Raw genomic sequence first — 21767 nt, 5'->3', positions numbered from 1 at the left:
GAGGCGGTTCCGTTTTCAGGCACAATACAGGTTTAACCGCCCGGCGGCCGCGGGCGGATTTCACGCCGTGACGGGCGCTGCGTGGCGCCGGCGGGGAGCCACGGCTGCGCGCTGGAATGCTTGCCTGGCAAGGCGTGCAGGCCGTTATATCAACGAAGGAACTCTATGCAACTGGTCAAGACCGAACGCGATAACCTCCTCAGGCCGCTGCAAACTGTGAGCGGCATCGTCGAACGCCGCCATACGTTGCCGATCCTCGCCAATTTGCTGATTACCAAGAACGGCCCGGACGTGTCGTTCCTGTCGACAGACCTTGAGTTGCAGATCACCACGCGTGCCGATTTCGGCGTGGGCAGCGATTCGGTGGCGACGACCGTGGCAGCACGCAAGCTCCTCGACATTCTGCGCGCGATGCCCGACGGCCAGGTCACGCTCACGCTGAACGACAAGCGTTTGACCGTGCAATCCGGCAAGAGCCGCTTTGCGCTGCAAACGCTCGCCGCTGACGAATTCCCGACGGTCGCGCAAGCTAAAGACTACGGCGCGAGCCTGGTGGTTCCGCAGAAGACGTTCCGCCAGTTGCTCGGCATGGTCCATTTTTCGATGGCCCAGCAGGATATCCGCTACTACCTGAACGGCATGCTGCTGGTGGTGGACGGCGATCAGTTGATGGCGGTCGCAACCGACGGCCACCGTCTGGCGTTTTCGTCGATGAAGATTGAAGGCTCGTTCGCGCGTCAGGAAGTGATCATTCCGCGCAAGACGATTCTGGAATTGCAGCGTCTGCTGGAAGACATCGACGACACGCTGAAGATCGACATCGCGCAAACGCAGGTGAAGTTCACGTTCGGCCAGGTCGAGCTGGTGTCCAAGCTGGTGGAAGGCAAATTCCCCGACTTCCAGCGCGTGATTCCGAAGTCGCACAAGAATCAGTTCCTGATTGGCCGCGAAGAACTGCAGCGTTCGCTGCAACGCGCGGCGATCCTGACTTCGGACAAATTCAAGGGCGTGCGCTGCATCATCGAGCCGGGCCAGTTGAAGATCATGTCCACCAACGCCGATCAGGAAGAGGCGCAGGAAGAACTGGAAATCGCGTACGACGGCGACAGCGTCGACATCGGATTCAACGTCACGTATCTGCTCGACGTGCTCGCGAACCTGAAGGTCGACATGTTGCAAGTGAGCCTGGGCGACGCCAGCTCCAGCGCGTTGATCACGATTCCCGAGAACGACGAATTCAAATACGTGGTGATGCCGATGCGCATCTGACGCGTCCAACACCTAGAACACACCAAGGGGCGCAGCGCCCCTTTGGCGTTTTTATGGCGTTTTGAAAAGTCCAGAGCAGCAACCTTGCAGTAACGCAGAACCGGAAAAAATCCATGACTGAAACGAACAATACGCAACCCGACAACAGCTACGGCGCCTCGTCCATTCAGATCCTCGAAGGTCTGGAGGCTGTGCGCAAGCGGCCGGGGATGTACATCGGGGATACATCGGATGGCACCGGTTTGCACCACCTCGTGTTCGAGGTGCTCGACAACTCGATCGACGAGGCACTGGCCGGGCACTGCAACGACATCCAGGTGATCATTCACGCAGACAACTCCATTTCCATCACCGACAACGGCCGCGGCGTGCCGACCGGTCTGAAGATGGACGACAAGCACGATCCGAAGCGCAGCGCCGCTGAAATCGTGATGACCGAGCTGCACGCCGGCGGCAAGTTCGACCAGAACAGCTACAAGGTGTCCGGCGGTCTGCACGGCGTGGGCGTGTCATGTGTGAACGCGCTGTCGGCGTGGCTGCGCCTCACGGTGCGCCGCGACGGCAAGAAGCACTTCATGGAATTCCACCGTGGCGTGCCGCAGAACCGCGTGATCGAAGAGATCGGCGGCGTGGCGGTATCGCCGATGCCCGTGACCGGCGACACCGAGAACCGCGGCACCGAAGTGCACTTCATGGCTGACGAAACGATCTTCGGCAACGTCGAATATCACTACGACATTCTGGCCAAGCGGATTCGCGAACTGTCGTTTCTGAATAACGGCGTGCGGATTCGCCTGAACGATCAACGCTCGGGCAAGGAAGACGATTTCGCGTTCGTCGGCGGCGTGAAGGGTTTTGTCGAGTACATCAACAAGACCAAGAGCGTGCTGCACCCGACCATTTTCCACGTGAACGGCGAGAAAGACGGCGTGGGCGTGGAAGTGGCGATGCAGTGGAACGACAGCTATAACGAAAACGTGCTGTGCTTCACGAACAACATTCCGCAGCGCGACGGTGGCACGCACCTGACCGGCTTGCGCGCGGCGATGACGCGCGTGTTGAACAAGTACATCGCCGATCACGAGGTCGCGAAGAAAGCGAAGGTCGAGACCTCCGGCGACGACATGCGAGAGGGGTTGTCGTGCGTGTTGTCGGTGAAGGTGCCGGAGCCGAAGTTCAGCGCGCAGACCAAGGACAAGCTCGTGTCGTCGGAAGTGCGCGCGCCGGTGGAAGATGTGGTCGCGAAGGCGCTCGAGGAATTCCTGCTGGAAACGCCGAACGACGCGAAGATCATTTGCGGCAAGATCGTCGATGCGGCGCGCGCGCGTGATGCGGCTCGCAAGGCGCGTGAGATGACGCGTCGCAAGGGCGTGCTCGACGGCGTTGGTTTGCCGGGGAAGCTCGCGGACTGCCAGGAGAAGGATCCGGCCAAGTCGGAGATCTACATCGTCGAGGGCGACTCGGCAGGTGGCTCGGCGAAGCAGGGGCGTGACCGGAAGTTTCAGGCGATCTTGCCGCTGCGCGGCAAGGTGCTCAACGTCGAGAAAGCGCGCTATGACAAGCTGCTTTCTTCGGAGCAGATCGTGACGCTGATTACTGCTCTCGGATGCGGGATCGGCAAGGAAGACTACAACCTCGACAAGCTGCGTTATCACCGGATCATCATCATGACCGACGCTGACGTTGACGGGGCGCACATCCGGACGCTGTTGTTGACGTTCTTCTATCGGCAGATGCCGGAGATGATCGAACGTGGGTATATCTATATCGCGCAACCGCCGCTGTACAAGATCAAGGCCGGCAAGGACGAGCGGTATCTGAAGGACGAGTCCGAGGTCAATGCTCATATTCTGAAGCTTGCGCTGCAAGGGTCGGAGCTTGTGCCGGCCGAGAATGCAACGCCGATTACCGGCGATGCGCTGGGCGAATTGGCTCGCGCTTATTTGCTTGCGCAAGCTGTGGTCAATCGTCTGAGCCGGTTGTATGACGCCGGTGCGCTCGAGGCTGTGATGGATGGGGTTGCTATCGACTTCTCTAGCGAAGCGGAGGCGGAGACGTCGGCTAAGGCCCTCGAAGCGAAGCTGCGCGATGATGCGCTAAAACCTGAAGTGACGGTCACGACGATGTATGACCCGGTGCGTGAGCTGCGCTCGCTGCGCGTCGCGCGGACGCATCATGGCAATCAGAAGGTCTCCGTGTTCGATGAAGAGTTTCAGTTGACCGCGGATTATCAGCAGCTGGTCAATACCGCGAATACGTTCAAGGGGTTGATTGGCGCTGGGGCCGTGATCAAGCGTGGGGAGCGGAGTATGGCCGTCAGCGACTTCAAGAGCGCTATGAAGTGGCTTTTGGCTGATGCTGAACGCAATGTCTCCAAGCAGCGCTATAAGGGCCTCGGCGAGATGAACCCTGAACAGCTTTGGGAGACGACGATGGATCCGGCTGTGCGGCGTTTGCTTCGCGTGCAGATTGAGGATGCTATTGCTGCCGACGGCATCTTTACTACGCTGATGGGCGATGATGTGGAGCCGCGTAGGGCTTTCATCGAGTCGAATGCGTTGCGGGCGGGGAATATTGACGTTTGAGGTTGTTGTTGTTGTTTTCCCGTAGGGCGCCAGAGTAATCGCGACTGGCCATACCTTATGGGAGAGCAGCCTCTGCATTTTGATTTGTGGCCTGTTAGGCGCGGCGCGGTGAATGTTCGAGTCATCTACATCCCACCGATAAATTCGAAAGGGTTACGAGCTTTTTGCTCGTAACCCTTTTTGTTTTCTGAAGCGTACTTCCTGACAAACCTGACCAGCTATCCCACGTGATGGCGATACGCGAGCGGGACAAAAAACCTGCCGACACCTTCGCAGTACGAATCGAATTTTGTCGTCAACCACACTACGATCATCGAGATCCGCAATAGTCGCGAGGGGCGAAAAAAACGTTCCTGCATCCATAAAGGAAAGCACTTCGTTGGTCGCGAAAAACTCGCCGCACGATCCGCCACACCCAAAAACTTATCCACAGCCCCCTCTGGACAACTTTTGTAAAAGCCCCCTGGCACCTTGTGGGCGAAACCTTGATAAAACCGCAGGTTAACTAGGTCGCACAAAAGTTGTCCCTGGCTCCGCGTTTCTGTTCGCGCTTGCTCCCAAGGGTTATCGATTCTGCAGCCCCTTGATCCGTAAACGAAGTTCCAAGTTATCCACAGCCAGGAGCGATGCTTGTTAACTATTACTACGTATACATATACAAAGACTATAAAAACCAGAGAGGCATCCATAAAGCGCGCTGCGTATACGTGCACAACCGCACACACAAACCCAGCAACACATCAAACCAACGGTAAACAGATCTCGGTAAGCAACTCCGCCGGCGCAGTCTCTTTCGGGCTATTCAGATACTCCTCGAACACTGGCGCATCCGCTGCCTCGCGACCCGACTGCACCAGCCACGTCCCATACAACCATTCATAAGCCGCACGCAGATCGCTATACGGGCCCTTGTGCCGCAACACCGCGTACTCATCGCCTTTCACATGAGTCACAGAGACCGGCGCGCTCACCGTCACCGAAGCCTGTATCGGGTGCGGCAACAACACGCCCGCCGTCGAGCGCAGCGCGTTCTCTTCCACAACTCCGGGATCGTCGAAGTAAACCGCGATCATCCGCATCTGCGCCGCCAGCAGATTATGTTTCGCCAACCAGCCGAACAGCGCATCGAACGCCTTGCCGATCTGCATATACGGGCCCACGTGATCCACCGACAGAATTTCCATCGGCTCCACGTTCCGAATCACGACTTCACGCATGGTCATTTGATCGTCTCCTGAGAGCGCCGGGCGGAACCGGCTATGAGTGCCTTGCTTCCGGTATTGCGCGGGCGGCATGCCAAAGGCCGCACGAAACGTGCGCGAGAAAGACTGCAAACTGCTATACCCCGAACGTTCGGCGATCTCCGCGATCGGCATCGAACTGTTCGCGAGATAACCCGCTGCGCGATGCAAGCGCAAGCAGCGCACCGTCGTCGCGACCGTCTCGCCGTACATCGCCTGATAAATCCGATGCCAGTGATATGGCGACAAACACGCGATATCCGTCAGCCGGCCGATATCGAGCGGTTCGTCCAGATGATCGTAGATATGGTCGAGCACGCGTGCGAGCCGCGTTTCATATCGAGCCCGATTGCCTGAATCGTTCATGACTAAGTGAACAGAAAAACGACGGGAATGGGATACGGACAAGAACAAAAGTACCACGTCGCCGTTTACCAAATCCTGCGAACTTCACGAGCGGCATGTAAACGCATTTAGACATCCGCTGATCCCGCTACACGCCCGGAGAATTGCCGAATTTCGATAACACCTCGATTAATGGCTTACTACCATCGGCTGAAACCTGTCGGCCCACGCAGCAAACGGTAAACATCAGGAGCGTCCGATGAAATCAGAGTCCAGCAATCAGCCCATCGGCAAAATCATGCATCACGAGCTGAAGCAGACGCTCGGCACATGGCAGCTATGGGGCATCGCAGTCGGCCTCGTCATCTCCGGCGAGTATTTCGGCTGGAGCTACGGCTGGGCGACCGCTGGCACACTCGGGTTCGTCATCACAGCAATTTTCATTGCCGCGATGTATACGACGTTTATCTTCAGTTTTACCGAACTCACCACGTCGATCCCGCACGCAGGCGGCCCATTCGCCTACGCGCGCCAGGCGTTCGGCCCAACCGGCGGCTATCTGGCCGGCGCGGCGACGCTGGTCGAATTCGTGTTCGCGCCACCGGCCATCGCGCTCGCAATCGGCGCCTATTTGCACGTGCAGTTTCCCGGCCTCGAACCGAAGCACGCGGCAATGTGCGCATATCTCGTGTTCATGGCGTTAAACATCGTCGGCGTGCAGATTGCCGCGGCCTTCGAGTTGTGCGTGACGCTGCTCGCCATCTTCGAACTGCTCGTCTTCATGGGCGTCGTGTCGCCGGGCTTCCGCTGGTCGAACTTCACGGCGGGCGGCTGGGCCGGCGCGAACACCTTCAGCATGGGTTCGTTCCACGGCATGTTCGCGGCAATTCCGTTCGCGATCTGGTTTTTCCTCGCGATCGAAGGTGTCGCGATGGCCGCCGAAGAAGCGAAAAACCCGGAGCGTTCGATTCCGATCGCCTACGTCACCGGCATTCTGACGCTGGTCGTGCTCGCGATCGGCGTGATGGTGTTTGCCGGCGCAGCGGGCGACTGGACCAAGCTCGCAAATATCAACGACCCGCTGCCGCAAGCGATGAAGTTCATCGTCGGCGAACACAGCGGCTGGATGCATATGCTGGTATGGCTCGGGCTGTTCGGGCTCGTCGCGTCGTTTCACGGCATCATCCTCGGCTACTCGCGGCAGATCTTCGCGCTGGCTCGCGCGGGCTACCTGCCGGAGTGGTTGTCGAAAGTGCATCCGCGCTTCAAGACGCCGCATCGCGCGATTCTTGCGGGCGGCGTGGTCGGCATCGCCGCGATCTATAGCGACGAGCTGATCCAGTTCGGCGGACAGACGCTGACCGCAAACATCGTGACGATGTCCGTGTTTGGCGCTATCGTGATGTATATCATCAGCATGTTGTCGCTGTTCAAGCTGCGGCGCACGGCGCCGAACATGGAACGCCCGTTCCGCGCGCCGCTCTTTCCATTGTTCCCGGCGTTCGCGTTGATCGCCGCGCTGATCTGTCTGGCGACGATGGTCTACTTCAACTTTCTGGTGGCGATCGTGTTCGCAATCTTTCTCGCGCTGGGCTACGTCTACTTCCTGTTGACGCGCCATCAACGCGACACGGCGCCAGCGGATGGTTTGCTCGAAGAATGACGGATCGGGCCGCTGCGCGTGCAGCGGCGATGGAGTCGCAAACATGAGCTACACCGAGTCGATCGGCAGCCGCACGTATCGCTTCGCGGATCTGAAAACGTTGTTGGCGAAGGCCAGTCCGCTACGATCCGGCGACCAACTCGCGGGTGTCGCGGCGGCGAGCGAAGAGGAACGCGTCGCTGCAAAAATGGCGCTCGCGCAGGTGCCGCTGCGCGCTTTCCTCAACGAAGCGTTGATCCCCTATGAGAGCGACGAGGTCACGCGTCTCGTGATCGACGATCACTCGCCGCAGGCGTTCGCCGAGATCGCGCATCTGACGGTCGGCGATTTCCGCAACTGGCTGCTAAGCGGCACGACCGATGCCGACGCGCTTACGCGCATCGCCGCCGGCCTCACGCCGGAGATGGTCGCGGCGGTGTCGAAGCTGATGCGCAATCAGGATCTGATCGCAGCGGCGCGTAAACGTCCGGTGATCACGCGCTTTCGCAACACGGTTGGGTTACCGGGGCACATGTCGGTGCGTCTGCAGCCGAATCATCCGACCGACGACGTCAAAGGTATCGCCGCGTCGATGCTCGACGGCCTGATGTACGGTTGTGGCGACGCGATGATCGGCATCAATCCGGCGAGCGACAATCTCGCCGCGATCACGAAGCTGTTGCTGATGATCGACGAGTTCCGTCAACGCTATCAGGTGCCGACGCAATCGTGCGTGCTGACACACGTCACCAATACGATCGCCGCAATCGAAAAAGGCGCGCCGGTCGATCTGGTGTTCCAGTCGATCGCGGGCTCGCAAAAAGCGAACGCGGGCTTCGGCATTTCGCTCGCGCTGCTGCAGGAAGCGTATGAAGCGGGACTGTCGCTGAAACGCGGCACGGTCGGCAATAACCTGATGTACTTCGAAACCGGCCAGGGCAGCGCGCTGTCGGCCGATGCGCATTTCGGCGTCGATCAACAAACTTGCGAAGTCCGCGCGTACGCGGTGGCGCGCAAGTTCAATCCGTTTCTGGTGAATACGGTGGTGGGATTCATCGGCCCGGAGTATCTGTACGACGGCAAGCAGATCACGCGCGCCGGTCTCGAAGACCATTTCTGCGGCAAGCTGCTCGGCGTGCCGATGGGTTGCGACATCTGCTATACGAACCACGCCGAAGCCGATCAGGACGACATGGACAACCTGCTGACGCTGCTCGGCGTAGCGGGCATTAATTTCATTATGGGCATTCCGGGCGCGGACGACGTGATGCTCAACTATCAGAGCACGTCTTTCCACGACGCGCTGTATGTGCGTGACGTGCTCGGCTTGCGTCGCGCGCCCGAGTTCGAAGAGTGGCTGGAGTCGATGCAGATCACGGACTCGCGCGGCGCATTGCTGAGCGCTTCTGCGCAACAACCGCTGCTGGCAGGTGCGGGCGACTGGATGGGCATCGTATGAGCGACTTCCTCGAAAAGAATCCGTGGAACGCGCTGCGCCAGTTCACCAACGCGCGCATCGCATTGGGTCGCGCGGGCAGCAGCTTGCCGACTGCGCCATTGCTCGCGTTCAACCTGTCGCATGCACAGGCGCGCGACGCCGTGCACCATCCGCTCGATGCCGACGTGTTGCACGAGCAGTTGCACGCGCAAGGCCTCGAGTCAGTGGACGTGCATAGCGCCGCGCCTGATCGCGAGCATTACTTGCGGCGTCCCGATCTCGGACGGCGTTTGTCGGAAGCCAGCCGCGCGACGCTCGTTCAGCGGTCGGCACAGCCGAGCGACGTGGTGTTCGTGATCGGCGACGGTCTGTCGGCGTTCGCCGCATCGAGGCAAGCAATCCCGCTGCTGCAAGCCGTTCGTCCAAAACTCGCGGATTGGAAAATCGGGCCCGTGGTGGTCGCGCGTCAGGCGCGGGTCGCGCTCGGCGACGAGATTGGTGAGCTGCTCAATGCGCAGATCGTAGTGATGCTGATCGGCGAACGGCCTGGCTTGAGTTCGCCCGATAGCCTCGGTATCTATCTGACGTACGCGCCGAAAGTAGGCTGTAGCGACGCGCAACGCAACTGCATTTCGAACGTGCGTCCCGAAGGACTCGACTATCCGTTGGCCGCGCACAAGCTGCATTACCTGCTGACGCATGCACGGCGTCTCGGACTCACCGGCGTCGGCCTGAAAGACGATAGCGATGCGCTGCTGGCGAGTATGTCGGCCACACCCGCGGTGAGCGACGAATCAAAGAATCCAGGCGCAGCGTAAGCAATCACGCCTCGGCCCGTTCCACCGGATGCGTTTGCAGCCACGCGTTCTCGTCATCTTCGAAAAGCCGGGAGCGCGTGAGAAACCGCATGCCGCTCGGGCGTTCCAAAGAAAACATCCCGCCATTTCCCGGCACCACGTCGATGATCAACTGCGTGTGCTGCCAGTATTCGAATTGCGATTCGCTCATGTAGAACGGCACGCCGGCAATCGTCCCGAGTTTCACATCGGACGAGCCGACCATGAACTCGCTTCGAGGAAACAACATCGGTGCGCTGCCGTCGCAGCATCCGCCGGATTGGTGAAACAGCACGTCCCCATGCTGGGTGCGCAACGTCTCGATCAACTCGATCGCGGAAGGCGTCGCCACCACGCGGGCGACTTTCTTTTCATCGGCCATCACATGCCCTCGCTGAAAAAGAGCGAGCCGCGCAACGCGGCCCGCTCGAACAGGACTGAAGCGCCAGCGGGAAGCTTAGAAGAAGCCGAGCGGCTTCTCGCTATAGCTGACGAGCAGGTTCTTGGTCTGCTGATAGTGATCGAGCATCATCTTGTGATTCTCACGACCGATGCCCGATTGCTTGTAGCCGCCAAACGCCGCATGCGCCGGATACGCGTGATAGCAGTTGGTCCACACGCGTCCCGCCTGGATTTGCCGGCCGAAGCGGTACGCGCGCGTGCCGTCGCGCGTCCATACGCCGGCGCCGAGACCATAGAGCGTATCGTTGGCGATTTCGAGTGCTTCCTCTTCGGTCTTGAACGTCGTGACCGACACCACTGGCCCGAAGATCTCCTCCTGAAAGATGCGCATCTTGTTGTGGCCACGAAACACGGTCGGCTTCACGTAATAGCCCTTGCTCAGTTCACCGTCGAGCATGTTGCGTTCACCGCCGATCAGACATTCGGCGCCTTCCTGTTTGCCGAGATCGACATACGAGAGAATCTTTTCGAGCTGCTCCTGCGAGGCTTGCGCGCCGATCATCGTCTTGCTGTCCAGCGGATGCCCTTGCGCAATCGCGGCGACGCGCTTCAACGCACGCTCCATGAAACGGTCGTAGATCTTCTCGTCGACCAGCACGCGCGACGGACACGTGCACACTTCGCCCTGATTCAGCGCGAACATCGTGAAGCCTTCCAGCGCCTTGTCGAAGTAGCTGTCGTCCGCGTTCATCACGTCGGCAAAGAAGATGTTCGGGCTCTTGCCGCCGAGTTCGAGCGTCACCGGAATGATGTTCTGGCTCGCATACTGCATGATCAGACGGCCGGTTGTGGTCTCGCCGGTAAACGCGATCTTCGCGATGCGCTTGTTCGACGCGAGCGGCTTGCCGGCTTCCAGGCCGAAGCCGTTAACCACGTTGATGACGCCCGGCGGCAGCAGGTCGTGAATCAGTTCGAGCAGCACGAGGATCGAAGCGGGCGTTTGCTCGGCCGGCTTCAGCACCACGCAATTGCCCGCGGCGAGCGCGGGCGCGAGTTTCCATACCGCCATCAGAATCGGGAAATTCCATGGGATGATCTGCCCGACCACGCCGAGCGGCTCATGAAAGTGATAAGCGACGGTGTCGTGGTCGATCTCCGAGATCGAGCCTTCCTGCGCGCGCACGGCGCCGGCGAAATAGCGGAAGTGGTCGATCGCGAGCGGAATGTCGGCGGCCATGGTTTCGCGCAGCGGCTTGCCGTTGTCGATCGTCTCGGCCACCGCGAGGCGTTGCAGGTTCGCTTCCATCCGGTCGGCGATGCGGTTCAGGATGTTCGCGCGATCGGCGGTCGAGGTTTTGCCCCATGCTGTTTTCGCACGATGCGCCGCGTCGAGCGCAAGTTCGATATCGGCCTCGCGCGAACGCGGGATCGATGTGAAGGGCTCGCCGGTGATCGGCGATATGTTGTCGAAGTACTCTCCACCTACAGGCTTCACCCATTCCCCGCCGATCAAATTCGCATACTGCTTCTTGTACGGGAATTCGGTGGTCAGAAACTGCATTTCCGCGTGATTCATCTGTGTGCTCCTCACATGTTTGAATGGGCTATATCCGGTCGAATATTTCGCTCGACCGTGACAGCGTAGAGCCAGAAGTGTGCCAATGCACCGCGCTGGTGATCCGTGCATGCTCGGCAAGCGCCAGCGCGCGGCGTCACGTGTCACGCTGTTCAAAGCGCGGCAATGCGGCGTTGCGTTTCTGAGCAGTGTCTGCAGCGCTGTTCATGAATTGAACAGCGGCACCCAGACTGCGTTGCGAAGTGACCGAGAAACACGGCGAGGGCGTTCGGCACGGGACTTGCGTTCTTTGCGCCTCTAGATTCCGTTTGCACAGATCCGGTATGACGATGACGATTGATACCCAAGGCGACAGCCTGACCAGTTCGACGCTCACGCCGCAGCCGAGCTTCTGCGTGCAAACCCGCATTGCTCACGACGCCGACGAGCAGGCGCGCAATCTCCATGGCTGGCACCAGATCTACGACCAGTTGGCCGCCGGCTGTTTTACCGGCGGACTGACGGAGTTGTGTGTCGATCACATGCAGGTATTCGTCGAAACGACCAGCCACACGTTGCGGCAAACCTGCGAGGTGCGGAAGGACGCCTACTGGTTCGGCATTCCGACTTGCCCGGCCGGTTCAGGCCGCATCGACGCGCAGGTCATCGCGGCCGATGCGCTCGCGTTCCGTCCGGGCGGCGTCGAATTCGAATTGCTGACCTCGGCGGGCTACGAGATTTTCGGCGTGGTGGTGAAGGGCGACGTGCTGCGCCGGTACGCGGCGGAAGTGGAGCGCATCGGCCTCGCCGATCATGTGCCGAATACGGAAGTCGTGCCGATTGGGATGGCGCGCAAGGAGCAGTTGTGCGCGTCGTTGCGCCGCCTGCTCGACGACGGCGCGGCGAGCGCCGCGCCGCTGTCATCGGTCGCGCGCAACAGTTTGCAGGCGTCGGTGCTGGCGTCGCTGTTCGATGTCGGCGCATTGCCGGCTTCGGAACCGGTTGCGGTGCCGGCGCGCCCGCGCCGGCAGTCGATCGTGTCGGAAGCGCGCGAGTATGTGCTGGCCCATCGCGAGCGCGCGGTGAACGTGCCGGAGTTGTGCGAGCGTCTTCATGTGAGCCGGCGCACGCTGCAATACTGCTTTCAGGACGTGCTCGGCATGGCGCCCGCCACGTATCTGCGCGCGATCCGCCTGAACGGCGCGCGGCGCGATCTTTCGAATGCTTCGCACGACGCGCGTTCAGTGCAGGATGTCGCGGCGGCGTGGGGCTTCTGGCATCTGAGCCAGTTCGCGACCGATTACCGGAAGCTGTTCGGGGTACGGCCTTCGGAGACGTTAAAGGCGGCGATGGGTGGTCGTCAGTTCGTGCGAGAGTGCCCCCTCACTCACTAGCGGCACGCGGGCAACACGCACCAGGCGCGCGCTCACTTGCGCAGCAGACGCAACCCGTTCCCCACCACCAGCAAACTCGCGCCGACATCGGCGAATACCGCCATCCACATCGTGCCTGTGCCCATCAAGGTCAGCACGAGAAACACGCACTTGATGCCGAGCGCCAATGCGATGTTCTGCACCAGCACCGCGTGCGTCGCCTTCGACAAGCGGATGAACCGCGGGATCTTGCGCAGGTCGTCATCCATCAGCGCGACATCGGCGGTTTCGATCGCGGTGTCGGCGCCCATCGCGCCCATCGCGAAGCCGATGTCGGCGCGCGCCAGCGCGGGCGCATCGTTGATGCCGTCGCCGACCATGCCGACCGTCGCGCCGTCCGCCGACCACCGCGCGACAGCGTTCAGCTTGTCTTGCGGCAACTGATCGCCGAGCGCTTCGTCGATCCCGACCTGCTGCGCAATCGCCGACGCGGTGTGCCGGTTGTCGCCGCTGAGCATCGTCATGGCGACGCCGAGGCGCCGCAGTTCGGCGACGGCGGCGCGGCTCGTCTCCTTCACCGTATCGGCGACCGCGAAGAGCGCCAGCACGCGCTTGGCATCCATCAGCATCACGACGGTTTTGCCTTCGCGTTCGAGCGTGTCGAGCCGGGCTTCGAGCGACGCCGAACAGCGGCCAAGCTCTTCGACCAGCCGATGATTGCCGAGCCAATACGGCGAGCCGTCGATCACGCCGCGCGCGCCGCGTCCTGCGAGCGCCTCGAACGAATCGACTGCGAGGTTCGCGATGCCATCGCTTTTCGCTGCTGCCGCAATCGCCATCGACACCGGATGGTCGGAGCGCCCCGTGAGACTCGCTGCGAGCGTCCGGCAACGTTCGGCGTTGACGCCGACGGCGACGTTAGCGCAGGCCAGCATCTCGAACCCGGTCTGCACGGGTTTGCCGTGCGTGATCGTGCCGGTTTTGTCGAGCGCGAGCCGGCTCAGCTTGCGGCCCTCTTCGAGGTAGGCGCCTCCTTTGATCAGAATGCCTTTGCGCGCGGCCGCCGCTAGCCCGCTGACGATCGTCACCGGCGTCGAGATCACCAGCGCACAGGGACACGCGATCACCAGCATGACGAGCGCCTTGTAGACCCATTCGTGCCACGCTGCTCCGAACAGCAGGGGCGGCACGACCGCGACGGCGAGCGCGATAGCGAACACGAGCGGCGTATAGACCCGCGCGAAGCGGTCGACGAAACGCTGCGTCGGGGCCTTGCTGCCTTGCGCTTCTTCGACGGCGTGGATGATCCGCGCGAGCGTCGTGTTGGAGGCCGCGGCGATGACGCGGTAGTCGAACGAGCCTGCGTGATTGATCGTGCCGGCGAACACCGTGTCCCCGATGGTCTTGTCGACCGGCAGGCTTTCGCCGGTGATCGGCGCCTGATCCACGCTGGAGCGGCCCGCGACTATCTCGCCGTCGAGCGCGATCCGCTCGCCCGGCTTCACGCGGACCAGCGCGCCGGGCGGGATCGCGTTGAGATCGGTGAGACGCCAAGCGCCGTCGGGCTGCCGCACGCTCGCCTGTTCCGGCGTGAGCTGCATCAAACCCTGGATCGCATTGCGGGCACGGTCGAGCGACTTCGCTTCGATCAATTCGGCGACGGTGAAAAGCACCATCACCATCGCGGCCTCGGGCCACTGGCGCAGGATCAGCGCGCCGGTCACCGCAATGCTCATCAGCGCATTGATGTTCAGGTTGCCGTTACGGATCGCGAGCCAGCCCTTCCGGTACGTTGTGAGGCCGCAAGAAGCGATCGCGAGGATCGCCAGACCCGCAGCCAGCCAGACCGGTGCGCCGAGCCAACCGGCGGCTTCTGAACCCGCGGCGGCGACGCCAGCGAGTGCGAGCGGCCACCACGGCTTGGGCGACGCGTGACGGATGCCCGCAGGCAACGCATTCGGGGCGGCGTCCGCGAGTTCAGGCGTGAAGTCGAGCGAACGTAACGCGGCGAGGATCGAGTCGAGTGCATTCGGCGCGTGCACGACGGTCAGCACGCGCTGCATCAGGTTGAAGTCGATGCTGCGCACTTCCGGCATGCGGTCGAGTTTCTTGCGGATCAGCGCTTCTTCGGTCGGGCAATCCATTTGCATGATGCGGATCGCGGTGCGTGTGCCGGCGGCGAAGGCTTCGGATCGCGGCAACGGGAGCGGCATGGGGACGGCGGCCGTGCTTGCGCAGCAATCAGCGTGGGCGTGCGGGTGGCCGCCGCGGTGGCCGTCCGCGACGTGCCGATGATCGTACTCGTGCCCAAGTGCATGGCCATGCGAATGAGCATGTCCTTCATCCCCGTGAGCACAGGCTTTGCCCTGCTCACGACGGTCGGCTTCGAGTTGGCTGGCATCACGCATGGTGGCTTCCTGGGTCGATTTGTGGTCTAGTAAACACCTTGAAGCCACTACAAGGTCAAGGCCCGAGGTCAAGGCCGCTATCTGGAGGGCGCATGAAGATCGGCGAATTGGCGAAAATCGCCCATTGCACGACCGAAACCATCCGTTTCTACGAGAAAGAAGGGCTATTGCCCGAAGCGGAGCGCACCGAGGCCAATTACCGCAGTTACTCGGCGACGCACGTCGAACGGTTGCGCTTCATCCGCAATTGCCGCGCGCTCGACATGACCCACGACGAAATCCGCGCCTTGCTGCATCTGACGGACGCGCCGGCGGACGGCTGCGGCGGCATCGATGCGCTGATCGACGAGCACATCGCGCACGTCGACACCCGCATCGAAGAGCTCCAGCAACTGAAAGTGCAGCTGACCACGCTGCGCGAGCAATGCCCCGGCGAACAGGCCGTCGAAGACTGCGGGATCGTGCACGGTCTGACCGAAATGGACGTGAGCGCACCGCGTCCGCGCCATACGCATCTGGGTTGAAGCGCCCCGGCCGCGGCAATGCGGCAAGGCGGCGGCAATCCTTCATGGCCGGGCCTTCGTGGGACCCGCCAAACAATCATCGAATCCAGTTGGAGAATCAACGTGTTTACCTGTAGAAACAAGACCTGCGAAGCGCAGTGGGAAGAGTCGGACGTTGTCATCAAGAATGAAGGGCAGGGGTTGCTGTTCCGTTGCCCGCTGTGTGCCACGCGCAATTACCTCGAACGCTTCGAAGGGGAAGACGGCTCGGTGCTGTACGAGCAGCTCGAAGGCCGTCCCGACCTCGGCCCCGTGGCCGATTGATCTTCCGCCTTCAGCCCATAGCGAGCCCTCACCCCATGAACAGTCCCACCCCCGCCGGCGCGCCGTTTAGCGCGCTAGCGCTGCCGCCCGCGACCCTCGCGAACCTGACGCAGCTCGGCTACGTCGAGATGACGCCGATTCAGGCCGCGAGTCTGCCGATCGCGCTCGCCGGCCACGATCTGATCGCCCAGGCGAAGACCGGCAGCGGCAAGACCGCTGCGTTCGCGCTGGCGCTGCTGGCGCGCCTCGACACGCGCACCTTCGCCGTGCAGTCGATGGTGCTGTGCCCGACGCGCGAACTCGCGGATCAAGTCACGCAGGAAATCCGCCGCCTCGCGCGCGCGGAAGAAAATATCAAGGTGCTCACGCTGTGCGGCGGCACGCCGATGCGCCCGCAAACCGCGAGCCTCGAACATGGCGCGCACATCGTAGTCGGCACGCCGGGCCGTATCATGGATCACCTCGAGCGCGGCAGCCTGCTGCTTCAGTCGCTCAACACGCTGGTGCTCGACGAAGCCGACCGCATGCTCGACATGGGTTTCTTCGACGATATCGCGACCGTTGCGAAGCAATGCCCGAAGGAACGTCAGACGCTGCTGTTCTCGGCGACGTACCCCGAGGGCATCGTCAAACTGAGCCAGCAGTTCCTGCGCAATCCGAAGGAAGTGAAGCTCGCCGAACGGCACGACAACACGAAGATTCGCCAGCGCTTCTATGAAGTGACCGAAGATGAGCGCTTGCATGCCGTTGGTCTGCTGTTGAACCACTACCGTCCGGTGAGCACCCTTGCGTTCTGCAATACCAAGCAGCAGTGCCGCGATCTGCTCGACGTGCTGCGCGCGCAAGGTTTTCATGCGCTCGCGTTGCATGGCGAACTCGATCAGCGTGAGCGCGATCAGGTGCTGATCCAGTTCGCGAACCGCAGCTGCTCGGTGCTGGTGGCGACCGACGTCGCCGCGCGCGGTCTCGACATCGCGCAGCTCGAAGCCGTGATCAACGTCGACGTGACGCCGGACCCGGAAGTGCACGTGCACCGCATCGGCCGCACGGGTCGCGCCGATCAGGAAGGCTGGGCGCTGAGTCTCGCGAGCATGAACGAGATGGGCCGCGTCGGCAGTCTCGAACAGGCGCAAAAGCGCGACGTCGAATGGCACAAGCTGTCCGAACTGACGGCGGCGAGCAACGAGCCGCTGCTGCCGCCGATGGAAACGCTGCAGATTCTCGGCGGCCGCAAGGAAAAGATCCGTCCCGGCGACGTGCTCGGCGCGCTGACCGGCGAGGCGGGTTTCGCCGGCACGCAGATCGGCAAGATCAACGTGACCGAAATGTCGACTTATGTGGCGGTGGAGCGCAGCGTCGCGCGCGATGCGGTGCGCAAGCTCAGCGCCGGCAAGGTGAAGGGCAAGAAGGTCAAGGTCCGTATGATGGACGACGCCTGATAGCCGTGGACGGCTGCCAGCGCAGCCGTCCACGCACGCATCACATTACGTCATACCTCCGCAGTTTTCCCCGTTCTTCGCATCACCCGGTTTCTTCCCTGCAAGCCTTGATGTGGCTGGCCTCGTCCGAGGCGGCTCGCTTTCGCGCGTGTCATGACATAAACGCATGCCGCGCATGACAAAGTTTCGATTGTGACGGTTCTTTGGCTGATGCCTAATCACCCCAATGGAAGGATCGCCGCGCTGTCGGCCGTCCGCGAATCCGCAGCCGGATGGAGAAAGGGAGATAGCCTTATGCAGAGCGCCATGCAAGCCCGCTCGAAACTGCCTGACGTAGGCACGACGATTTTTACCGTGATCGGCCAACTGGCCGCCGAGCACGATGCGCTGAACCTGTCGCAAGGCGCGCCGAATTTCGCGCCTGACGCGAAACTGATCGAAGGCGTCGCTCAGGCGATGCGCGCGGGCCACAACCAGTACGCGCCGATGGCCGGCATCGCCGCGTTGCGCGAAGCGCTCGCTGAAAAGGTCGAAACGCTGTACGGCGTACGCTACGACCCGTCTAGCGAAGTCACCGTGATCGCGAGCGCGAGCGAAGGGCTGTACTCGACGATCAGCGCTCTGGTGCATCCCGGCGACGAAGTGATCTACTTCGAGCCTTCGTTCGACAGCTATGGCCCGATCGTCCGGCTGCAAGGCGCAACGCCGGTGGCGATCAAACTGTCGTTGAGCGATTTCCGTGTGGACTGGGATGAAGTCGCCGCGGCGATCACGCCGAAGACCCGCATGATCATCATCAACACGCCGCACAATCCGACCGCGACCGTGTTCGGCGAAGCCGACGTCGCGCGGCTGAAGGCCCTCACGCGCAATACGGACATCGTGATTCTCGCCGACGAGGTCTACGAACACGTCGTGTTCGACGGCGCGAAGCATCAGAGCATGGCATGCCACGCCGAACTCGCGGAGCGCAGCGTGATCGTGTCGTCGTTCGGCAAGTCGTATCACGTAACCGGCTGGCGCGTCGGCTATTGCCTCGCACCCGCCGCGCTGATGGACGAGATCCGTAAGGTCCATCAGTTCATGGTGTTTTCCGCCGATACGCCGATGCAGTACGCGTTCGTCGATGCGCTGGCCAATCGCGACAGCTATCTCGGCTTGTCCGAGTTCTATCAGAAGAAGCGCGATCTGCTCGCGCACGCATTGCGCGAGTCGCGCTTCGAATTGTTGCCGAGCGAAGGCAGCTTCTTCATGCTCGCGCGCTTTCGCGGTTTCTCCGATGAAAGCGACAGTGATTTCGTGCTGCGCCTGATCCGCGATGCGCGCGTCGCGACGATTCCGTTGTCGGCGTTTTACACAGATGGCACGGATTCCGGCTTGATCCGTCTGAGTTTCTCGAAGGACGACGCCACGTTGATTGAAGGCGCGCGGCGCCTCTGCGAGATCTGATCGCGCGCGCGAACGGCGGTCCACCGGGGTCGCAATTTTTGAACGCAGTATGATCGTCGCGCGTGTGCGCATCAGCGTATTGCAGCGCGGGTGTTACGACGAAATCGAAGGGAAAGGGATCTGTTATGAAGTTGCTCAAGCCTCTCTTGGCGCTGGCCTGCGCATTCGCGTCGCTCGCGGCGTCGTCTGCCGCGAACGCCGCCGACACCTCGACGCTGCGTTTCGGAGTCGAAGCGCAGTATCCGCCGTTCGAATCGAAAGGCCCGAATGGCGAACTGCAGGGGCTCGATATCGACGTGGGCAATGCCGTTTGCGCGGCCGCGCATATGACCTGCAAATGGGTCGAGACCTCGTTCGACGGACTGATTCCCGCGTTGCAGGGCCGCAAGTTCGACGCGATCAACTCGGCGATGAACGCGACCGAACAACGCCGTCAGGCGATTGATTTCACCACGGTCGTGTATCGCGTGCCGACGCAATTGATCGCCCGGCGCGACAGCGGTTTGATGCCGACGCCGGAGTCGTTGAAGGGCAAGCGCGTCGGCGTGTTGCAGGCGTCGATTCAGGAGACCTTCGCGAAAACGCATTGGGAACCGGCGGGCGTAACCGTCGTGCCGTACCAGGATCAGAACCAGGTGTACACGGATATGATGGCGGGCCGTCTCGACGCGACGCTCGTGCTGGCGCCGGCAGGGCAAACGGGTTTTCTGTCGAAGCCTAACGGCAAGGACTACACGTTCGTCGGCCAGCCGGTGCGTGACGACAAGATTCTCGGCAGCGGCATCGCGTATGGGATTCGCAAGGGCGACACCGCGCTGCGCGACCAGTTGAATGCGGCGATCGCGAAGGTGCAGGCCGACGGGACGGTGAAGACGTTGGCCGCGAAATATCTCGGCAATATCGATGTGAGCGCAAAGTAACTTATCGCGCGGCGCGGGTGGGTGCGCCGTGCTGTCGACGTCCCGTGTGACTCTGCTTGTTGACCGTGTGTTTGGCGGCTAGCATACATAGGCTTCGTTTCCAGCGAAGTCTATGTGAGCATCGGAGGGGGCGGTAATGAGCGGGATAGCGGCGGCGGCAATTCATGACGCCAAGCATGCTTCGGCGCCGAAGTTCTGGCGCAGCGATGCGTTGCCGTTCATCGAAGCGCGTTCCATCGAAGACGGACGCCAAGTCTGTTACGCCAAACACTCGCACGAAACGTTTTCGATCGGCGCTGTGACGGGTGGCCGCAGCGTGTACCTGAATCGCCACGCGAGTGAATGGATCGGGGCGGGCGTGGTCGTGATGATGAACCCGGACGACGTGCATGCGTGCAATCCGGTCGCCGACGAACGCTGGTCGTATCGGATGCTGCATGTCGACGTCGAATGGCTCACGGCACTGCAACACGAACTGGGCTTCAGCGGGAACCTCGCGTTTCGCGCGTTCTCGCAAACCATGACGCCGGACCCGGCATTGTTCGATGGCTTGAACCGACTGTGCGCGGTTCTGGTCGACAGCGACACCGAGACGCTGCGCAAGGAAAGCGCGGCCGTCACTTTCTTCTCCGAAGTGCAACGCAAGCTGAATCCAGCGTCCTTGCCGGATCATGATGCGAGCCGTCAACTCACGCGGGCGGCGGAATTCATCGCGGAAAACTGCACGCGCGCTCTGAAACTCGACGACGTTTGCAAGGCGGCCGAGCTGTCCGCGTCGCATCTGATTCGCGCGTTCAAACAACGCTACGGGATGACCCCGCACGCGTACCTGATCAATCGACGCATTCAATACAGCCGCGCGCAACTCAGGCGCGGACGCCTGATCGCGGACGTCGCGCTCGATGCCGGTTTCGCCGACCAGGCGCACTTACAGCGGACCTTCAAACGGCTGGTCGCGGCGACGCCGGGGCAGTATCGCAGTTGATGCGGCGGCTGCGCTGATCGGCGCGGCCGGTCCAGCGTGTCAGGTCAATCATCATTCCATCAGCAGATACAGCGCGCTGGCGGCGAGCAGGGCCGCCATGACGCGGTTGAATCGCCTCACCCGCTTCGGCTCCTGCAGATACTTGCGCAGGAACGTGCCCGCGCACGCCCAACTCGCAATCGACACGTAGCAGATCACGAAGTACAGAGCGGTGAATTGCCAGACGAGCTGGCCGTCGCCGTCGGCCGCGTACGCACCCATGCCGGCCAGCGACGCCAGCCACGCTTTCGGATTGAGCCATTGCAGCGCTGCGCCATGGGCGAAGGATGGCACGCGGGCCGGTTTGCCGGCGCCGACTTGACCGTCGTCGACGGCGAGCTTGTAGGCCATGTAGAGCAGGAAGCCGATGCCGGCCCATTTGACGATGTCGATCAGATTAGGAAAGCGGGCGAGCAGCTCGTGCAGACCGAGGCCGATCAGCAGGAGCAGCACGGTGAAACCGACCGTCGCGCCGCTCACGTGACGCATGCTTGCGATGAACCCATGCTGGGCGCCGGCGCTGAGCGCCACCACGTTCACCGGGCCGGGAGAAATGGAACTGGCGAGCGCAAAGGCGGCCATGGAAAGTAAGACGGTCATCGGATGCCTCGGTACGTGACGTAAGTGCGCAGGAATTGCGACGGTCAACGGTAGCGGGCGAGGCGGTGGGGTGTATTGAAGGAAATTGCTTTGGGCTGGTTGTCTGGCTGGCGACCGCGGAAAAGCAAAAAGCCCGGTCCTTGCGACCGGGCTTTTTGCTTTGAATCTTTGATGGGGCGCGGGTGACTCGAATACTCGGCCTACGGATTCAGAGAACCAGGGCAAATTTTCGGGTAATTGATTGAGCCAGAAGATGCAAGGCGCTAGCTTCCGAAAGCCGAAGATCCACCCAGCCTCTTCAGTATTGCCCGACCAATACTCAGACCTGTGCGATTTCACACAGCGGATCGCCAGCAATGCTGGAGTTCGAGGATGGAAAATAGTTGCCTCCGACCAGCCGTCAACTCAAAGACC

General features: G+C 61.5%; 17 protein-coding genes. 12 read left to right on the top strand and 5 right to left on the bottom strand.

Annotated elements, in window-relative coordinates; all coding sequences use genetic code 11:
• The first annotated feature begins 165 nt into the window (after positions 1-165).
• A complete protein-coding gene (gene dnaN, locus P0D89_RS02185; RefSeq protein WP_408362215.1) occupies positions 166-1269 on the top strand; it encodes a DNA polymerase III subunit beta in 1104 nt (367 codons plus the stop codon).
• A 113-nt stretch (positions 1270-1382) separates the two neighbouring features.
• Positions 1383-3854 (top strand): DNA topoisomerase (ATP-hydrolyzing) subunit B, encoded by a 2472-nt coding sequence (gyrB, locus tag P0D89_RS02180; protein ID WP_408362216.1) that lies wholly within the window; start codon positions 1383-1385, stop codon positions 3852-3854.
• Positions 3855-4594: 740 nt separating this feature from the next.
• On the opposite strand, the gene P0D89_RS02175 is transcribed toward gyrB, so the two are convergent.
• Positions 4595-5461: an AraC family transcriptional regulator gene (locus P0D89_RS02175; RefSeq protein WP_408362217.1), complete on the bottom strand. Its 867-nt coding sequence runs from the start codon at positions 5459-5461 to the stop codon at positions 4595-4597.
• A 238-nt stretch (positions 5462-5699) separates the two neighbouring features.
• Between P0D89_RS02175 and eat the strand changes: the two genes are divergently transcribed.
• From eat to eutC, 3 genes are read left to right on the top strand one after another with little or no spacing between them, the layout of a single operon-like run.
• Entirely contained in the window at positions 5700-7103 is a 1404-nt protein-coding gene (gene eat / locus P0D89_RS02170; protein WP_408362218.1) for an ethanolamine permease, read from the top strand.
• Between the two features lie 43 nt (positions 7104-7146).
• A complete protein-coding gene (locus tag P0D89_RS02165; RefSeq protein ID WP_408362219.1) occupies positions 7147-8541 on the top strand; it encodes an ethanolamine ammonia-lyase subunit EutB in 1395 nt (464 codons plus the stop codon).
• On the top strand, positions 8538-9338 hold the full coding sequence (gene eutC / locus P0D89_RS02160; RefSeq protein WP_408362220.1) for an ethanolamine ammonia-lyase subunit EutC: 801 nt from the start codon (positions 8538-8540) through the stop codon (positions 9336-9338). The genes P0D89_RS02165 and eutC overlap by 4 nt, the downstream gene beginning before the upstream one ends.
• Before the next feature lie 4 nt (positions 9339-9342).
• Here eutC and P0D89_RS02155 read toward each other — a convergent pair whose 3' ends face one another.
• Both P0D89_RS02155 and adh read right to left on the bottom strand, forming a co-directional pair.
• The gene (locus P0D89_RS02155) at positions 9343-9738 is read right to left on the bottom strand and encodes a DUF779 domain-containing protein (protein ID WP_408362221.1); all 396 of its coding nucleotides are present in this window, start codon (positions 9736-9738) and stop codon (positions 9343-9345) included.
• 75 nt (positions 9739-9813) lie between these two features.
• Positions 9814-11334 carry an aldehyde dehydrogenase gene (gene adh, locus P0D89_RS02150; RefSeq protein WP_408362222.1) on the bottom strand — a complete coding sequence of 507 codons (1521 nt, stop codon included), beginning with the start codon at positions 11332-11334 and terminating at the stop codon, positions 9814-9816.
• A gap of 329 nt (positions 11335-11663) precedes the next feature.
• On the opposite strand from adh, the gene P0D89_RS02145 reads away from it, so the two are divergent.
• Positions 11664-12707, top strand: coding sequence for a helix-turn-helix domain-containing protein (locus P0D89_RS02145; RefSeq protein ID WP_408362242.1), 1044 nt, complete (start codon positions 11664-11666; stop codon positions 12705-12707).
• Between the two features lie 32 nt (positions 12708-12739).
• Here the strand turns inward: P0D89_RS02145 and P0D89_RS02140 are convergent, their stop codons facing one another.
• A complete protein-coding gene (locus P0D89_RS02140; RefSeq protein WP_408362223.1) occupies positions 12740-15094 on the bottom strand; it encodes a heavy metal translocating P-type ATPase in 2355 nt (784 codons plus the stop codon).
• Positions 15095-15186: 92 nt separating this feature from the next.
• Here P0D89_RS02140 and cadR point away from each other — a divergent pair, with 92 nt between their 5' ends.
• From cadR to P0D89_RS02110, 6 genes are all read left to right on the top strand, one after another.
• Positions 15187-15618 (top strand): Cd(II)/Pb(II)-responsive transcriptional regulator, encoded by a 432-nt coding sequence (gene cadR, locus P0D89_RS02135; protein WP_408362224.1) that lies wholly within the window; start codon positions 15187-15189, stop codon positions 15616-15618.
• Between the two features lie 102 nt (positions 15619-15720).
• Positions 15721-15921, top strand: a complete 201-nt coding sequence (locus P0D89_RS02130) for a hypothetical protein (protein ID WP_149670100.1) — start codon at positions 15721-15723, stop codon at positions 15919-15921.
• 35 nt (positions 15922-15956) lie between these two features.
• Positions 15957-17360, top strand: coding sequence for an ATP-dependent RNA helicase DbpA (dbpA, locus tag P0D89_RS02125; RefSeq protein WP_408362225.1), 1404 nt, complete (start codon positions 15957-15959; stop codon positions 17358-17360).
• A gap of 294 nt (positions 17361-17654) precedes the next feature.
• Entirely contained in the window at positions 17655-18809 is a 1155-nt protein-coding gene (locus tag P0D89_RS02120; RefSeq protein ID WP_408362226.1) for a pyridoxal phosphate-dependent aminotransferase, read from the top strand.
• A gap of 125 nt (positions 18810-18934) precedes the next feature.
• Positions 18935-19729: an ABC transporter substrate-binding protein gene (locus P0D89_RS02115; RefSeq protein WP_408362227.1), complete on the top strand. Its 795-nt coding sequence runs from the start codon at positions 18935-18937 to the stop codon at positions 19727-19729.
• A 136-nt stretch (positions 19730-19865) separates the two neighbouring features.
• A complete protein-coding gene (locus tag P0D89_RS02110; RefSeq protein ID WP_408362228.1) occupies positions 19866-20714 on the top strand; it encodes an AraC family transcriptional regulator in 849 nt (282 codons plus the stop codon).
• 51 nt (positions 20715-20765) lie between these two features.
• Here the strand turns inward: P0D89_RS02110 and P0D89_RS02105 are convergent, their stop codons facing one another.
• On the bottom strand, positions 20766-21353 hold the full coding sequence (locus P0D89_RS02105) for a LysE family translocator (RefSeq protein WP_408362229.1): 588 nt from the start codon (positions 21351-21353) through the stop codon (positions 20766-20768).
• Positions 21354-21767 lie beyond the last annotated feature (414 nt).

Source organism: Paraburkholderia sp. RL18-085-BIA-A, from assembly GCF_046027075.1.
Taxonomy (GTDB): domain Bacteria; phylum Pseudomonadota; class Gammaproteobacteria; order Burkholderiales; family Burkholderiaceae; genus Paraburkholderia.
Note: the sequence above shows the minus strand (reverse complement) of the source record. Positions and strands in the feature narration are given on the sequence as shown.

Bases quoted from the DNA above. Each gene is read 5' to 3' on its own strand.
- adh (WP_408362222.1), bottom strand. From the start codon at position 11,334: ATGAATCACGCGGAAATGCAGTTTCTGACCACCGAATTCCCGTACAAG.
- P0D89_RS02165 (WP_408362219.1), top strand. From the start codon at position 7,147: ATGAGCTACACCGAGTCGATCGGCAGCCGCACGTATCGCTTCGCGGAT.
- P0D89_RS02155 (WP_408362221.1), bottom strand. From the start codon at position 9,738: ATGGCCGATGAAAAGAAAGTCGCCCGCGTGGTGGCGACGCCTTCCGCG.
- dbpA (WP_408362225.1), top strand. From the start codon at position 15,957: ATGAACAGTCCCACCCCCGCCGGCGCGCCGTTTAGCGCGCTAGCGCTG.
- eat (WP_408362218.1), top strand. From the start codon at position 5,700: ATGAAATCAGAGTCCAGCAATCAGCCCATCGGCAAAATCATGCATCAC.
- P0D89_RS02115 (WP_408362227.1), top strand. From the start codon at position 18,935: ATGAAGTTGCTCAAGCCTCTCTTGGCGCTGGCCTGCGCATTCGCGTCG.
- dnaN (WP_408362215.1), top strand. From the start codon at position 166: ATGCAACTGGTCAAGACCGAACGCGATAACCTCCTCAGGCCGCTGCAA.
- P0D89_RS02120 (WP_408362226.1), top strand. From the start codon at position 17,655: ATGCAGAGCGCCATGCAAGCCCGCTCGAAACTGCCTGACGTAGGCACG.
- P0D89_RS02110 (WP_408362228.1), top strand. From the start codon at position 19,866: ATGAGCGGGATAGCGGCGGCGGCAATTCATGACGCCAAGCATGCTTCG.
- P0D89_RS02175 (WP_408362217.1), bottom strand. From the start codon at position 5,461: ATGAACGATTCAGGCAATCGGGCTCGATATGAAACGCGGCTCGCACGC.
- P0D89_RS02145 (WP_408362242.1), top strand. From the start codon at position 11,664: ATGACGATTGATACCCAAGGCGACAGCCTGACCAGTTCGACGCTCACG.
- P0D89_RS02105 (WP_408362229.1), bottom strand. From the start codon at position 21,353: ATGACCGTCTTACTTTCCATGGCCGCCTTTGCGCTCGCCAGTTCCATT.
- P0D89_RS02140 (WP_408362223.1), bottom strand. From the start codon at position 15,094: ATGCGTGATGCCAGCCAACTCGAAGCCGACCGTCGTGAGCAGGGCAAA.
- eutC (WP_408362220.1), top strand. From the start codon at position 8,538: ATGAGCGACTTCCTCGAAAAGAATCCGTGGAACGCGCTGCGCCAGTTC.
- gyrB (WP_408362216.1), top strand. From the start codon at position 1,383: ATGACTGAAACGAACAATACGCAACCCGACAACAGCTACGGCGCCTCG.
- cadR (WP_408362224.1), top strand. From the start codon at position 15,187: ATGAAGATCGGCGAATTGGCGAAAATCGCCCATTGCACGACCGAAACC.